Origin of the sequence: Treponema sp. OMZ 803 (assembly GCF_024181165.1) — a bacterium.
GTDB lineage: Bacteria > Spirochaetota > Spirochaetia > Treponematales > Treponemataceae > Treponema.
The window spans coordinates 1,871,361-1,886,947 of sequence record NZ_CP051195.1; the positions used below are offsets into that span (position 1 = coordinate 1,871,361).

The 15,587-nt window shown below is 45.7% G+C and carries 11 protein-coding genes and 1 pseudogene; 9 read left to right on the plus strand and 3 right to left on the minus strand.

The window, feature by feature from the left end:
* Positions 1-3: 3 nt before the first annotated feature.
* The 4 genes from ABH09_RS08500 (at position 4) to uraA (ending at position 6,954) form a co-directional block, all read left to right on the plus strand.
* Positions 4-921, plus strand: a complete 918-nt coding sequence (locus ABH09_RS08500) for an N-acetylglucosamine kinase (RefSeq protein WP_253714069.1) — start codon at positions 4-6, stop codon at positions 919-921.
* Between the two features lie 104 nt (positions 922-1,025).
* Positions 1,026-4,328 carry a right-handed parallel beta-helix repeat-containing protein gene (locus tag ABH09_RS08505; RefSeq protein WP_253714070.1) on the plus strand — a complete coding sequence of 1,101 codons (3,303 nt, stop codon included), beginning with the start codon at positions 1,026-1,028 and terminating at the stop codon, positions 4,326-4,328.
* Between the two features lie 273 nt (positions 4,329-4,601).
* The gene (locus ABH09_RS08510) at positions 4,602-5,504 is read left to right on the plus strand and encodes a tyrosine-type recombinase/integrase (protein ID WP_162663892.1); all 903 of its coding nucleotides are present in this window, start codon (positions 4,602-4,604) and stop codon (positions 5,502-5,504) included.
* 196 nt (positions 5,505-5,700) lie between these two features.
* Entirely contained in the window at positions 5,701-6,954 is a 1,254-nt protein-coding gene (uraA, locus tag ABH09_RS08515; RefSeq protein WP_253714071.1) for a uracil permease, read from the plus strand.
* 338 nt (positions 6,955-7,292) lie between these two features.
* On the opposite strand, the gene ABH09_RS08520 is transcribed toward uraA, so the two are convergent.
* Positions 7,293-8,372: an NAD(P)-dependent oxidoreductase gene (locus ABH09_RS08520; protein WP_253714072.1), complete on the minus strand. Its 1,080-nt coding sequence runs from the start codon at positions 8,370-8,372 to the stop codon at positions 7,293-7,295.
* Entirely contained in the window at positions 8,369-9,337 is a 969-nt protein-coding gene (locus ABH09_RS08525; protein ID WP_253715758.1) for a sodium/glutamate symporter, read from the minus strand. Before ABH09_RS08525 ends, ABH09_RS08520 begins: the two co-directional genes overlap by 4 nt.
* Before the next feature lie 23 nt (positions 9,338-9,360).
* Here ABH09_RS08525 and ABH09_RS08530 point away from each other — a divergent pair, with 23 nt between their 5' ends.
* A complete protein-coding gene (locus ABH09_RS08530; RefSeq protein WP_253714073.1) occupies positions 9,361-9,672 on the plus strand; it encodes a helix-turn-helix domain-containing protein in 312 nt (103 codons plus the stop codon).
* Between the two features lie 168 nt (positions 9,673-9,840).
* On the opposite strand, the gene rpsD is transcribed toward ABH09_RS08530, so the two are convergent.
* Positions 9,841-10,455: a 30S ribosomal protein S4 gene (gene rpsD / locus ABH09_RS08535; protein WP_253714074.1), complete on the minus strand. Its 615-nt coding sequence runs from the start codon at positions 10,453-10,455 to the stop codon at positions 9,841-9,843.
* A gap of 375 nt (positions 10,456-10,830) precedes the next feature.
* Here rpsD and ABH09_RS13035 point away from each other — a divergent pair.
* From ABH09_RS13035 to ABH09_RS08550, 4 genes and pseudogenes are all read left to right on the plus strand, one after another.
* Positions 10,831-10,899, plus strand: a pseudogene (locus tag ABH09_RS13035) (BrnA antitoxin family protein); the annotation flags it as partial.
* Between the two features lie 391 nt (positions 10,900-11,290).
* A complete protein-coding gene (locus ABH09_RS08540) occupies positions 11,291-11,500 on the plus strand; it encodes a hypothetical protein (RefSeq protein ID WP_253714075.1) in 210 nt (69 codons plus the stop codon).
* A gap of 421 nt (positions 11,501-11,921) precedes the next feature.
* Positions 11,922-12,944 (plus strand): slipin family protein, encoded by a 1,023-nt coding sequence (locus ABH09_RS08545; protein WP_253714076.1) that lies wholly within the window; start codon positions 11,922-11,924, stop codon positions 12,942-12,944.
* 10 nt (positions 12,945-12,954) lie between these two features.
* Complete coding sequence (locus ABH09_RS08550) at positions 12,955-15,405, plus strand: ATP-dependent helicase (RefSeq protein WP_253714077.1); 2,451 nt, start codon at positions 12,955-12,957, stop codon at positions 15,403-15,405.
* Positions 15,406-15,587: the final 182 nt, after the last annotated feature.

Here is a 15,587-nt window from a genome sequence, read left to right on the forward strand (position 1 = left end):
GGTATGAAGCAATTATTTTTTGGGATCGACGGAGGGGGAACACAGTCCCGGCTCGGTATCTGTGATGAAACCGATCGGCTGATTGCACAGGTAAAGGGCGGTTCTACCAACCGGTATGCGGTAGGGTTTGATGCAGCTTGCGATAATCTCCGCGACTTGATTCAAAAACTCAAAATTGAAAGCGGCATCGATGTGCAGAACTGCGCTGCAGGCTGCTTTGCTTCCGCCGGTATGAGCACGGAGCAAGAGACCGAAGATTTCCGCCGTTTTTTTACCGGCGAGGGAATCCGCTGCCCTCTGTACCTTTGCAACGATGCACTGGCCGCACTCGCAGGCGGTACCGGAACGGCGGAAGGCATTATCGTGGTGAGCGGTACCGGTTCCATTGCTGCCGGCTTAGACAAAAACGGCAGAACCGCCCGTGCCGGTGGGCTTGGCCATTTGATTGGGGACGAAGGTTCCGGCTTTAAGATAGGATTGGACGGGATTAAAGCCGCCGCCGCTGCTTTGGAACGGCGCGGAGAGCGTACCATATTGGCTCCGATGCTGTTTAACCATTACGGTGTCAACACCATACGGGAATTATTTCCCTTTTTGTATACAAACTTTGATAAATCGAGGGTTGCCTCTTTTTCGCCCTGTGTATTTCAGGCGGCGCAGCAATCGGATGCGGTTGCAACACATATTTTGACAACGGCCGCACAAGACCTGTCGCTCCTTACCCGCAGCGTATACGGCGCTCTCTTTGACGGAACGGAGGCTGAAGTGGTATTCTCCGGCGGCATTTTGGAACATCAATCTTCTTTTGCAAAACTGACCGCCGCATATATCTGTGATGCGTTGCCGCAGGTGCGGATTGTCCGCCGCCGTTTTGAGCCGGTAGTCGGTGCGTGTATCCTTGCCAGGCTTGGCAGGCAGTAAATTTTGAGAAGGCAAATACATTTGTTCTTTCTTTTTTGAGTAATATGAGTTAAAATAAAAGAATACTGCTTTTGCAGAAGCTTTCGATTCTGCCGGAGTTTTACATGAAAAAAGTTGTGCGGATAGTTATTCTCTCAGTTTTTGCGTTTTGCCTTTCCATAGCCTGTAAAAATTACACGGAAGATATTGAAGATTATTTAAGCTATTGGTCAGCCGGCGTATCGATTACGGAGTATCGGTTTGAGCCGCAGCCTCAAATCTATACGGAAGGTATGCAATACGTTTCCTCAAAGGCACCCGTAACCGTTACATTTACCGTGCACAACTCTAAAAACTTAAATTTAAAAATGCCGGGGGATTCCGATGCTCCTGCCGATATTATTTCATTTCCGCATATTCCGGATGCCCCCGATAAAAGAGTTGCTGCACCGCAATCCGGCAATGATTATGAGTTTAAAAAAATTTCAAATACCGAACTGAAGCTTACCTATAACCCTGCCTTTTTACAAAAGTATGAATGGGGCAGAGGAGATATAACTCCTTCTATTATACTCTATACCACGGACGGCAGAGTGTTTAAGCAAAACATTCCGTTTAAGCTCAACGTAAATACTCCTCCTCCGGCTATTGCCGAATGTGTTATTGGACAGACAGAAACCGCTCCACCTTCCGAAACTTGTTATTATGTGCTGTGCTTGCAACTGTCGGATGACGATATGAAAAAAACATGCGGCAACGGGCTTTTGCATGGGGATATTGCCGGTGTTGAAATCAACGGAACAATATACAACCTTTCGGTTGACCGTAAATTGAAACAGCTGAAAGCACAAGCTGACAGCCCTTTTATCGGTAAAGAAAAAGTAACAAAATTAACTATCCCCGATGCGAAGGATATTCCTTCCGATTGGACGCTATATTTTAAAACCGATGTTGCAGCAAAGCCGGATAGTTCCAAAGAAGAGTATACGGTTAAATTAAAGGATGCAAAAGGACTGTATTCGGAACCGGTTACGGTAGGTACTCAGGGGAAGATAGTTACTGTAACGTTTAATCTTGCAGGTGGAAAGATCAACGGCAGTACAAATGCTATTACAATGACCGGTCTTCGGGGAACTCCGTTTACCAAGCCTGTGGATCCTATAAAAGAGGGCTATACCTTCAACGACTGGAATCCTTCATTGCCTACACATCCCGTGTTCCCTGCCGCAGATACGACATACACTGCGCAGTGGACGCTAAATACCTATACCGTAACATTTAAAGTAGACGGTGAGCATGGCTCTCTAACAGGCACACATAGCGGCACACCTAAAACGGCGAACGGTTTAACTGAGCAGCAATTTGAATCCGTTCCGCACAATAGTACGATAAACTTTACCGCAGATCCTGCTGCCGGCTATGACGTAGACCTCTGGACAGGTGCGGTTTCTGATTCCGGCGATAATAAAAAAGCTTCTCTAACGGTGCAGGATAATGTAACCGTTATCGTCAAGTTTAAGGCAGTTGGCGGTCAGGGACCGACAATAGAGGCAACTAGTTGGGAAGAGTTACGGGCTAAAGTGCAAAGTGCTACCGAGGGCACTATTATCGAAATAGCACAGAATCTTACCTACAACATATCTCATGCAGTCGGCAAGGACTCTATAATCGAGGTAAATAATAATATCACCATAAAATCAAAAGGCAGCGGTACGTATACTTTGAATGCAGGTGGTAAGGGAGCTGATAGTGAGCAATCCAATGCCAAGAGTACCGGTATTTTTGAGGTGAGTGGCAACAAAACCTTAACGCTTGAAAATTTAATTTTAACCAAGACCGAAAAATATGCCGTCTATGTTGACCATAATAGTTCCCTTACAATGAAGAATGTAACGATTAATAACTGTAAGACCCAATATAATGTAGCCGGTATTTATTTTAATAAAGGTAAAGATTTAAAGCTTGAAAACTGCGAAATAAATCTTTGTAAAGGCAAAGGTTCCGCTTCTTCCGGTGGTATATATATTCAAGAGCCGAAAGGAACGGTGAGCATAAAAGACACGATAATTAAAAATTGCAAAACCAAAGAGAATGGTAGTGGCACCGGCGGCGGTATATATCTGTATAAAGCAGCCGGTACTTTGGAAAATGTAAAGGTTGATAGCTGTAGTGCGAAAAGCGGCGGCGGAATATACGTCAAAGGTGGAACTCTTACTATAACCGGCGGATCTTTTATAAATAATTCAACTGGGGGCACAGGTCAGAGCGACGGGGGCGGGGCTATTTATAACGAAGGCGCTAAAGTTACTATAATAGGATGTACCATCGGCGACGATGATTCAAGAAAAGGTAACCTCGCGGTACAGGGCGGTGGTATCTTTGTTGATGGAGGTGCCGAATGTATTTTAGAAGCAGGTACAAAAATCATCGGTAACGGCACAATTGGGCTGGGAACAGGCACGGGTAACGGCGGTGGTGTGTATGTCGCGGGGAATAGTTCCCTTAAAATGGAGAATGTAACGATTAAAAACTGTGAAGCAACCGGCACAGATAGTGCCGGCGGCGGTGTATATCTGTATAAAGGAACATGTACGCTGGAAAAGGTGATTGTTGAAGGGTGTAAAGCACCGAAAGGCGGGGGTATATTCGTCAGCGAGGAGGCTGAGTGTATTCTCAAACAGGACGTAAAAATTCTCCAAAATGTGGCAATGGGTACCAATAGCAACGGTGGCGGTATTTTTGTAGATAAAGATTCAGGCGATATTAAACTCGGTACATTAACTATCAATGGGTCTAGCGAGAAACCTGTTATCATCTCTAAAAATACGGCTGATTACGGCGGGGGCGTGTATAACCGTGGAACGGCAGCTATTAACCATGCTGAGATAAAGGATAACAACGTACAATACCACGGTGGCGGAATGGTTAATGCAGGAACGTGTACGATGGACAGTGTTAGGATAGAGAATAATGAAGCTTCTAACCAGAATAGCAACGTTGGAAATGGAGGCGGTATCTATAGCGATAAAAAGCTTACGCTTAAAGATACTACCGTTATCGGCAACACTGCCAAAAGGGACGGAGGGGCTATATATATTGACGATTCGGTCTTCAATATGTCGGGTTCTACGGTTATTAATGTTGAACCAAGCGGAGGAGCCACTGGCCCAAGCAAGAATGACATATATTTGACGAATACTGCCTTTATCACGCTGACCGGTGCGCTAACCGCTACGGAAAATATTGCACGTATCACGTTAAACAGTTTAGGCGGTTATAAAAACAACCGAGAAATAGTGAAGGGCGATTCCGGTTTTACTATTCCATCAGGCTACGAAAATAAATTTACGATAACGGATAAAATAGGCAACCCTCAGCACTGGAAACTTATTTATCAAAGTAATGCGTTAAAGCTTAAGAAGAACTAAACTTTCTCTTCGCGGCTGTGCGGTTTTTCTTTGCATTTTCTTGCAATTCCGTGTATAGTATCCGCAAATATGGTAAAGCAATCGCATCAGTTTTTTTTAGGCAACCTCACAGAATAATCAAGACCATTCAACCAGGACTGTCATGGATGGCATCGTTGAAAAATGTACATCCGTGTACAACAGTTGAAGATGGTTCAAATGGTCTCACGGCCTTAATTATTCTGCGGAAGAGATTCAAAAAAACTCTGGTGTGCTTATCCTGAACACACGGCTATGACGGAAATACAATTACGGGCATTTTACGGATATTTAATCTCGGCGGAGGCGCGTGCGCAGCTGACCGCTAAAACGTATCTCAATACGCTGCGACTTTTTCAGCAGCAGCTGGGTGAGGAGCGCCTTATCGAAGATGCTTCCCAAGACGACTGTATCGGGTTTCTCCTTGCGCGGGCGGCAGAAGGGGTAACGGGAAGGACACTTGCGAAAGATCAGGCGGCGCTCCGCTCCTTTTACCGATTTTTGCAGCTGGAAAACGTCCGCGCCGATAATCCCGCAGAACAGCTGGAAAGTCCCCGCCGCGAAAAAAACTTGCCGCGGGCGCTTGAACCCGATGAAGTAGATAAGCTCTTAGAAGCTATTCCGCTGGATACACCGAACGGTATCCGTGACCGCGCTCTGTTTGAACTTATCTACTCGGCGGGGCTGCGCGTAAGCGAAGCGGTAACGCTTTCGCTGGAGGATATTTTCTTTAACGAGCAGTTGCTAAAAGTTCACGGCAAGGGGGGCAAGGAGCGCATCATCCCCTTCGGTTCGCAGGCAGGAACGCGACTCGCTGCTTATTTAAAAACGGCACGCTCGCTTCTTTTAAAACCGGCACACCGTGAAAACACCGAAACCACCGGAGCGGTGTTCTTAAATCACCATGGCGAACGGCTTAGCCGTAAAGGTATTTGGAAACGTTTACAAGAAATCGAACAACTGAGCGGCGTTACCACAAAAATCCACACACTCCGTCACTCGTATGCGACACATCTACTCGCAGGCGGTGCCGACCTCCGTTCTGTCCAATGCCTCCTCGGTCATGCAAGCATCGCCACTACTCAAATTTACACCCATATCGAAGACAAGGATTTGGAAGCCTACCATCATAAATTTTTTGGAAATAAAAACGACTAACCACAAAGCTCAATGCAATTACCCTGTACACCGAAACTATCCTATTGCGCCGAAAGCGGTAAAAATGCTACAGTGTGGAAATTTTGGGCAAGTGCCGACGATCCGCTCGGAACTGCCTGCATTTCAAGGTAACCTGTTCTGAAACTTCCGTTTCAGAACAGGTTACCTTGAAATGCGATGTTAGATGGAGGTCTTGATGAAAAAAATCTATCAGGTAGATGAAAAAGTACCGGCTAGCCTTTTCCTTCCGCTTAGCCTGCAGCACACGTTTGCAATGTTCGGTGCATCGGTTCTGGTTCCCATCATTTTCCAAATTGATCCGGGCATAGTTCTGCTGATGAATGGAGTAGGAACACTGCTTTTCATCCTTATCGGAAAGGGAAAGGCTCCGGCTTACCTCGGTTCCAGCTTTGCATTTTTAGGGCCGGCCGGTTTGATTATCTCTAGCATGGGGTTCCAATATGCACTCGGCGCTTTTGTAGTAACGGGATTACTCGGCTGTCTGATTGCGCTGATTATCTATAAATTCGGCTCATCGTGGATCAATATTATTCTTCCTCCTGCGGCAATGGGTTCGGTTGTTGCGCTCATCGGATTTGAGCTGGTAGGCCTTACCGTCCGTGGCGGCAACATCGGCGCTAATATTATGACCGATAACGTTACTACAGCGGATATCACGGTATTTTTTATCACGCTCGGTTTTGCGGTATTCGGATCTGTCCTCTTTAGAGGTTTCTTTTCCACCATTCCGATCCTGATCGCAATTATCGCCGGATACACGGCTTCCGTCTTCTTCGGATTGGTCGATTTTACACCGATTAAAGAAGCAGGCATTTTCACCCTACCCCACTTCCAATTACCCAAATTCGACATCAAAGCAATTTTAACGATGTTGCCGGTACTGCTGGTTATCACAAGCGAGCACATCAGTCATCAGGTCGTTACATCGAATATCATTAAACGAGACCTTATTAAAGATCCCGGATTGCATCGTACCATCTTTGCAGATAATTTCTCCACTGCACTTTCGGGTATGGTTGGCGGCGTTCCCACGACAACATACGGTGAAAATATCGGCGTTATGGCAGTTACCGGCGTATACAGCGTGTACGTTATCGGCGGAGCTGCAGCCATTTCCATCCTGATGGCTTTTATCAGTCCGCTTGCAGCAATTATCCAAACCATACCGGGTGATGTTATCGGCGGTGTAACATTCCTTCTCTATGGTATGATTGGCGCCTCCGGTATCCGACTCTTGGTTGACTCAAAAATCGACTACTCCAAGCCGAAAAACCTTATGCTAACCTCCGTTATCTTCACAACAGGATTAAGCGGTGTATCCATTAGACTGGGGCAAATCGAGTTTAAAGGAATGGTACTTGCGTCCGCCGTCGCGGTGTTGATGAGTTTAATCTTTTATCTCTTTGAAAAAGTAAACGCTTTAGAATAGACCTGTTCGATAACTGCGTTGTCGAACAGGTCACCGAGTTCTAAATCGCACAAATAGCACGATTTAGAACTTCGCATTTCAAAGTAACCTGTTCCGAAACGGAAGTTTCCGAACAGGTTTAATCTTAAAGCAGCGTCTGACAGCGCAGTTTCCTGTGCAGGGAATACACTGCACAGGATGCTCACATTATTAAAAAATCAACAACCCCGACGCAAGCGTCGGGGCGCAGTGCTCAACGTTTCGCACTGTGTGTTCTATAAGGTGGTTGCAGTCGGCTTTAATACCCTTTGTTACGACGTAAGCGTCGGGGTATTAAACCCTCCGCGCGAATAAAATTACTATTTATAATACGGTAATTGTTCTTTAAAGTGATCTTTACCGTTCTTCAACCAGAACACAACATGGTTCATTGCTTCAGTAGCTTTAGTCTTTGCGGCTATATCCGAATTAAACCCTTGATGGGGCTGCACATAGAAATTCGATTTCCTTGATAACGCTTCATCGATAATCTCTTTAGCTGCCAGGATATTTTCATTACGGCAACCGGTAAAATCGTTTGCACGTAAATAATCCGTCAATTCAGACTCTTGGCTGAACACATCTGCTGCAATACCGGTAATCTTCCCTTCTCCATACAGCTTCAGTAACGTTGCTTCGGGAGCAATTTCACCTCTTGTAACATTGATAAAAATCAAAGGTTTTTTTGCCTTTAAAAGATATTTTTCATCGAAATATCCTTCATTATAAAACCTGCTATTTTTATCTTTTGTTAAATTCATTACATTGATCAGTATATCGGAATTTGCAATAGCGGTGTCCCGATCTGTAAAACGGCAATCTTTATATTCCGGTAGTTGTTTCAATTCATTTTCACGAATATCAACGGCTTGAACAGTTAAACCGTTTGCTTCGAGGTCTTCATAAACTCGCTTACCAATCTTCCCAACACCGTACACGGTAGCAATCCTGCTTTTTCCCAACTCCATAAAAGATTTGGTATTTTTTCGTTCAAAAACCTTCGTGTTATACGAATACTCATTCAGATTGCCCGCTGTGCAATAAAGAAATTTTATTGCAGTTTGTGCAACGGCATCGATACAATACTCTCTTAAACTTGCTAAGTTAATTTTGTATTGCAAATGTTCAAAATGATCATACCCTGCACTTCGTGTAATAACGCTTTTTTTAATCCCTTCATTAACATACGCATTGGGCAACTTTGAATGCGTTTTTGTCGTAATGATATCGGGTAAATCAACTATATTTTCTTTCAGGTACTCTTGGATAGTCAACGGCGTAATCAAAGAGGTAAAAGAAGCAGGCAATGAACCTCTCTTTTGCAGTTCTTCTGTTATATTCTTCAAAAACTCCGCTTCTTTACCGAGCGCCTCAAAATGCATGATATCGTATCTCATCATAGTTGTTCACCTCCTGAATATTGCATTTTTCCGGGAGTCCACCATTTAAATGCTAAAGCGACAACCGTTAACACGATAAAACCGACCCACATAACTAATGTCGTATACATCGGATACGCCCCGCCCATCGCAATAAAGATAGGAGGCAATGCTTGTAACGCAATTGCAATAGGTCTATTAAGCAAATCTGTTATGCCGGTATCTTCCAAACCTCTTGATTTTTGATCAGGGTCAACAACTCTGCTGAGCAATACCCCCGTTGCAATAACACCGTTTGCGCGACCGTAATTCATAATAGCCCGTTCAAACCAATCTTTAGAAGAACTGTATTTACCGACATACAGGAACCATGCAATATTGAGGACAAGACCGAAGGCAAAGCTGATTAAAAGCGGTCCAAAATTTGCTGCAATAACATTGAGTTTTAAGCCGACGATGGCGGATATAACCAATACATCCGTTGCAGTACTGCTTATTCTTTGTACGGTGTATCTATCAACATACTTGGTAGCACCGGTTTTCTTTAAAAAGAATTGCATGACATACCCGAAGAGTAACGCGGAAACAAATTCCGGAATGGAGAGCCAGCTCACTTGACTCTTGACCATAACTGAGAACCATTTACCCAACATTGTAGCAATCATGATGATTCCAATATGGAACGCAAGCGGATCCAAGGACATATTCGAAATAGTAATTTTTCCACCGCTTTTTTGCTGATTTTCAGGGATAAGTCCCGTGCGGATATGTTCAGGAAGCTGCTTTGGTGATTCAACATAATTCGTATAACCTTTCCGTGTTCCCCAGTTAATAAGAACCATACCGAGCACAATACCACCAACTAATCCGACAGTTGCAGAGACGTTTGCCAAATCGAAAAATTCCGGATACCCATGCTCTTTATAAATCGCGCCAACAGCAGCGGCAGTTCCATGTCCGCCGTAAAATCCGGTTGCCATCAACATCAAGATTATGATATCCTGCGGCTATGGGCTTTAAGGATAGGCTTAGACAAGAGATTGAATATAAAGGATTGCTCGTAAAAGAACTCTCCGCGGAAGTAGGAATCAGTAACAGTACATTTTTGTCGTATATAGATGCGCGCGGAGTTTTACCGAATGTGGAAACAGCTGTTAAAATAGCATCAGCACTCGGCGTTTCGGTGGAGTATTTGGTGACAGGGAAGGATCCGATTTATAATTCAAAGCATATCGATATACAAGATATCACGCATGATCTTATAAAACTCACCCCTTATCAGATGGAAATCATAAAAAAAATGGTGCATGCACTGGTATAGCAGCTCGGGCAGAGTTGCCGCTTCGTTATCCCTAATCGAAATACAGAAGCAAATGTAATTCTCGCACGGCCGTATAAATAAAAAGGCTTCCCGCTTATGCACATACAGCATATATTAGGAAGCCTTTTGTAGGTGTTGAATTTTTTAAAGTACTTCTATACTACCGAACTACCGAGAATAGAATTCGACGACGTACTGGATATTTCCAACCGGTTGAATATCGGCGGGAGTAGGAAGTGCCGTTACCGTTGCAGATAAGTTTTCATCATTAACGGAAAGCCACCCTCCCTTTGAACCTTGTACGGTGCTTAAGTTGTGCCGGATAAGATTTTGGAAGCCTTTCTTGTCTTTTGTCGTGATGACATCACCGACTTTAACCCGCATGGACGGGATATTTGCCGGTTTACCATTCAGTAAGAAATAAGCGTGAGAAACCATCTGGCGCGCCTGCGCACGACTTACCGCAAAGCCCATTCGATAAATGGTATTATCCAACCGCTGTTCCATTAAGGAGAGCATATTATCACCGGTAACACCGGACATCTTAAATGCTTTTTGGAACAGATTACTGAACTGACGCTCAGACATACCATACGCAAAGCGGAATTTCTGTTTTTCCTTTAACTGTTCGCCGTAAACGGAAAGTTTTCCACGTTGTTTAGCGCCGCGTTCCTTACCGGGAGCATTCGGTTTTTTATCCAATAACTTACTGTATTTAGGATTTCCAAAAATATTTGATCCGAACCGGCGGACCAATTTACCTTTCGGCTGTCTTGTTGCCATTTTTCACCTCGTAAATCTAATAAGAACACCGCAGCGGTGTTACAGTAGTCTCTTTTATTAGGGAACGATAAAAAAGAGCATGGCAAACGCCCAAAACCGCATTTGATTATCAGCGTTTACCGGATCATGCTTACCGTACTTCATCGAGATGAAAGCCGCGTACGGCAGGACATAACAATATAGTCTATCTCAAAAAACCGACTTGTGTCAACGGTTGCTTTAAAGTTTGGTCAAATACAAATCAAAGAAGAATTAGCTCAGTTCCGGCCACTCAAAGAAGCAATCCCTAAGCTTTACGCAAAACTCCATCCTGAATGGTACAAACCAAAAAAGACGGAAATTCATATAAGGGTTGATACCGATGTCTTAGAGTGATACAAATCACAAGGTAAAGGGTACCAGACAAAAATAAATGCCGTATTGCGTGCTCACGCATTCGGCTAATTCAATATTCTTTTACTTTGCTGTCAAAATCTGTAAACCTATGGTATAATACTTCTCATAGTGCCTGTTATACAATCATAGGCATCTGCAAAAAACTCAGGTATAATTTCTAGAAATGCTCGCAAAAAGAAGGCAAGTACACTCAACATTTTTTAAATATTTGCCCTAAGCTTTCATTTTCCCCTAGTCAAGCCCTCAATAAACTCATACAATAAGACGTCTGTTTTTTTCACGCGGTGTTTCATTCAGAGCACAGCAGCGCCGGAACGGTAGTCTCCTGCGTTCTGCCGTGAAAAAATATGAGATAACCCGGTGTCGAGTTAGAGCAAAGCGCTCTCTCGCCCGGACTGGACTAATTGGGTTCGATTCCCAACTGCACTTCACGCAGCGTATGGTAACACAGCTTCTGAAAAGAAGCACCACAACACATACGGAATACTTGTCCTCGCTGTCTGCGGCAAAGGCGCTGATGTCTCGGCGCTTTTGCATGCTGTTTCTATCTGATGCCGTGCCGTCCCGAGGACTTGTGCGGGGGCAGGTGAGGAGCTTGCAGACGGCAACCGGCGGACAACTTAGCATTGCAGCAGATACCGGAATGTAGAGCGCAGCTGCCGAAACTCAGTACGCTACGGTTCTCTTTTTAGAAAGAGCTCCTAACCGTACCGAGCATAGAAGCATTGCAGCATTCCTAAAGCCGCGATCCGTTCTTCGACGGCAGGACAGGTCTTCCGTATTCTTTAATTATATTACGCGAAATTTTCAAGAAATTTTCGCGCCATTTATTTTAGGAGAGAGGGTAATTGTATCAGACGCATAGGTAAAAATCGCAGAATTATTGAGGTTGTGAGACCATTTGAACCGCGAAGTGGTTCAATTCTGGTTGAACAACCCCAATAATTCTGCGGGGCCGTAAAAACAGCCTGATGCAATTACCCGTAGGAAGTATGTATATTCGATATGATCAAAAGGTATTGCTATTTAAGCACGGAAAGTTTATCAAAATCCTAAAGCCTGGATTTTTTTTGAATTGGAAAAGCTATACGCTTGAATATCATTCGGTTTTTGAAGAACTGCATACCGCAGGCGATCCGGCTGAACTGCTTGCCGACGAGGCATTCCGCAATCAAACGGAAACCGTTACCGTAAGCGCCGGTCATATTGCGCTCTATTTTGAGGATGAGCTTTTAAAAGATGTGTTGACACCGGGACAGCATATTTTTTGGAATAATAGCCGCGTTAAAACATTTCAGCAGATTGATTTGAACAATCCTGAAATCAGCGCGGATATTGATCGGAATATCCTCACTGCCGATGTATTGAAACCCTACGTTATCAGCTATGGAGTTGAACCATACGAGAAGGGGCTTCTCTACTTTGATAAACAATTCATCAAAATACTGGAACCGGGGAATTATTTTTTCTGGAAAAGCGCTCAATCCATCAATGTGATAAAAGCCGATATGCGTGCACGGCAACTTGAAATTTCAGGTCAAGAAATATTGACAAAGGATAAAATCCTGCTCCGGCTTAATTTTATGTGCCGGTATAAAATAAACGATCCGGTTACTGCGCTGGTTTCAAATGCCGATTATGAAAATCAGCTGTACGTGTGCTTCCAGCTCGCGTTGCGCGAGTATGTCGGTACGCTCCTTTTTGATGAGCTGCTGCAGAAAAAACAGGAAATCAATACTTTCGTCATGGAGACCTTAAAACCCTATCAAGCACAATTCGGTATCGAAGTGCTTTCATGCGGACTGAAAGATATTATTTTGCCGGGAGAGATTCGGGATATTGTCAATCAAGTGCTGATTGCCGAAAAGAAGGCGCAGGCGAATATCATCACCCGCCGCGAAGAAACCGCTTCTACGCGGAGCCTCCTCAACACTGCCAAATTGATGGAGGAAAATCCCTTGCTGCTAAAGCTCAAAGAACTTGAATATGTCGATAAGATGAGCGAAAAGATCAGCCAAATTTCCATTACCGGCGGCGGGCAGATTTTAGATCAACTTAAAGAATTGCTGACGGGAAATCTTAGCCAAAAGTAACATGAGAACGATGGAAGAAACGTGCGGATATTTATCGGTTTTAAATCCTGAACAACTTGAAGCGGTGTGTCATACCGGCTCGCCGCTTTTGATTTTGGCAGGTGCGGGTTCGGGGAAGACACGGGTTATTACAACAAAAATTGCGTGGCTCATTGCTGAACAGGGGGTACGCCCCGAATCGATTTTGGCAGTTACCTTTACCAACAAGGCTGCTCGAGAAATGGCGGAACGGGCACGGGCGCTGGATGAACGCGCGGGTCGATCGAGTATCAGAACCTTTCACTCCTTCGGAGCGTGGATGCTGCGCCGGTATGCCGAATGGGCGGGGCTTTCTCCTAATTTTACGATTTACGATGATGATGATTCGGTAACACTGCTGATGAAAGCGCTGCCTCAGCTAAATAAGCAGGAGGCGCAGCGCTTTATACGGAAAATCTCCCGCGCGAAAGATTATTGCCTTTTGCCCGATAGTCCGCAGCTTACGATGATCGACCCCGCGCCTGAGTTTGCTGTAATCTACCGTGCGTATCAACAGCGGCTCCGCGAAACGGGAAATGCCGACTTCGGCGATTTGATTATGCTGCCGGTTCAGCTGCTGCAAGAGCATACCGCTATTGCGCAACAGCTGCATAGACGCTTTAAAGTGATCCTCGTGGATGAGTATCAGGATTCAAACAGCGCTCAGTTTCAGCTGCTGCGGGAACTGACCGGCGAAGATACGTATGTTTGCGTTGTCGGTGATGACGATCAGTCCATTTACCGGTTCCGCGGCGCGGAGGTGCAGAACATCCTGACCTTTGACCGTCAGTTTCCGCACACAAAGATTATCCGGCTGGTGCGGAACTACCGCTCGTATGAACCGATTTTGCGCGTCGCCGACTCGGTTGTGTCCCGCAATGAGGGACGGCTCGGTAAAACGCTGATTGCAGCGCGCGGAACCGGCGGACAAAAGCCCTGCCTTTATTACCTACCGTCTCAAGACGCGGAGGCGGAACTGTGTGTGCAGCTCATCAAAAAGGCGGTGCGGGCGGGCGGCTCCTATTCGGATTGGGCAATTTTGTATCGCACTAATGCACAGTCGCTCAACTTTGAAACAACTTTCCTGCACGAAAAAATTCCGCACAAGGTAGTCGGTACGCTCAAGTTCTACGAACGCGAGGAAATTAAGGATGCGCTGGCTCTTTTGGCGCTTATCGCAAACGGGCGCGACGAAATTGCCTTCCGCCGTATGGTAAATAAACCCGCGCGGGGAATCGGCGAAACCACACAGAATAAACTGATCGCGTATGCCCGCGCAGCATTTGCAAGTTTATCTGCAAATACAGATTCATCTGAAAATGCGGGAGAAGCGGCAGAGGCAGGTTCATCGGAACAAGACAGCAGAAGCGCTCAACAGGAGTTCACTCAACTGCAAGAACCCACTGCCCTACCCTTGCGACAACAGACAGAAGATACACCGCAACAGCAGCCGCAACAAGGAGCCGACTATATTACTGTACTGCTCGGCGCAGGAGCAAAACTCCCGATACCCAAGAAAGCAGGTACCGCGCTGCAGGAGTTTTTAAATACATTGCATTCGCTCCGCAGCCTCCTTGCCGAATACGATTCCGCAAATACCGCCGGCGCTGCGGCGTTTGATACGGCAGTGGAAGCCGATGCACAAGCCGACGACCTGTGGTCTGATGCCCCAATCGGCAGTACCATAGACACCGGCGCCTCTGAACAGGCAGTTACGCAGAAACACGGGCAGCAGGGCGAGCGGCTCGCTGCCTTTGTATTAGCAGTTATCGAGCAAACAGGTTTAGGTGTTTTTCACCGGAATCAGGACGAAGTGATGGGCACACAGAAAACAGCCAACTTGCAGGAACTTGCCAATACCGCCTCGCTGTACCCCTGCTCGGCTGCCGGGCTGACTTCCTTCTTGGAACATATCGAACTGGACCGCAGCCTTGCGGAAACCGATGCAGGAGCCGATGCCGTACAGCTTATCACTATGCACAACACAAAAGGCCTTGAGTTCCGCAATGTGATTATCACCGGTCTTGAAAACGGTATTTTTCCGCGCAATGACGAAAGCGCCGAAGATATGGAAGAAGAGCGGCGGTTGATGTACGTTGCCTGTACCCGTGCACAAGACGCGCTGTATATGACCAGCTGCGCGGCACGGCGGATGTACGGGAAGCTATCGTATATGGAACCGAGTCGCTTTTTAGCGGAAATTGACAGCGGTCTTGTCGACGTGATAGGACAGTCCATTGCAAACTTTGCCTCTCCCGCCGATGAAGAAGCCGCACTGTGGAAATGCGGGCAGCGTCTCTTTCACGACGACTACGGCTACGGCTATGTCGTACAGTCGCGACAAAGCGGCAGTGAATTGGTGATTACCGTACAGTTCGAAAACGGTAGCCAAAAGCGTTTTTTCCCTGTGTATCAGAAAAGTCAACTTTTTCGTGTCGACTAGACCTTTTGCAAATATACGGCGCATCTGCGTTGCTCGTTCAGCGAAGTACATCCGTGTACTTCGCTGAACACAAGTTTGACCGGTGTCAAACTTGTTTCTGCTTAATACGCGCGGCATCCGTGCCGCTTCTGAAAATGCTCAACGTACAGCAAGTACGTCTCCGCTTTATTTTTGCTCGCGCC

What these genes read in the sequence shown, in the direction of transcription:
- ABH09_RS08540 (WP_253714075.1), top strand. Translation starts at nt 11,291, where the DNA reads ATGGTAACACAGCTTCTGAAAAGAAGCACCACAACACATACGGAATAC.
- ABH09_RS08520 (WP_253714072.1), bottom strand. Translation starts at nt 8,372, where the DNA reads ATGATGAGATACGATATCATGCATTTTGAGGCGCTCGGTAAAGAAGCG.
- ABH09_RS08550 (WP_253714077.1), top strand. Translation starts at nt 12,955, where the DNA reads ATGGAAGAAACGTGCGGATATTTATCGGTTTTAAATCCTGAACAACTT.
- rpsD (WP_253714074.1), bottom strand. Translation starts at nt 10,455, where the DNA reads ATGGCAACAAGACAGCCGAAAGGTAAATTGGTCCGCCGGTTCGGATCA.
- ABH09_RS08510 (WP_162663892.1), top strand. Translation starts at nt 4,602, where the DNA reads ATGACGGAAATACAATTACGGGCATTTTACGGATATTTAATCTCGGCG.
- ABH09_RS08525 (WP_253715758.1), bottom strand. Translation starts at nt 9,337, where the DNA reads ATGTTGATGGCAACCGGATTTTACGGCGGACATGGAACTGCCGCTGCT.
- ABH09_RS08505 (WP_253714070.1), top strand. Translation starts at nt 1,026, where the DNA reads ATGAAAAAAGTTGTGCGGATAGTTATTCTCTCAGTTTTTGCGTTTTGC.
- ABH09_RS08500 (WP_253714069.1), top strand. Translation starts at nt 4, where the DNA reads ATGAAGCAATTATTTTTTGGGATCGACGGAGGGGGAACACAGTCCCGG.
- ABH09_RS08530 (WP_253714073.1), top strand. Translation starts at nt 9,361, where the DNA reads ATGGGCTTTAAGGATAGGCTTAGACAAGAGATTGAATATAAAGGATTG.
- uraA (WP_253714071.1), top strand. Translation starts at nt 5,701, where the DNA reads ATGAAAAAAATCTATCAGGTAGATGAAAAAGTACCGGCTAGCCTTTTC.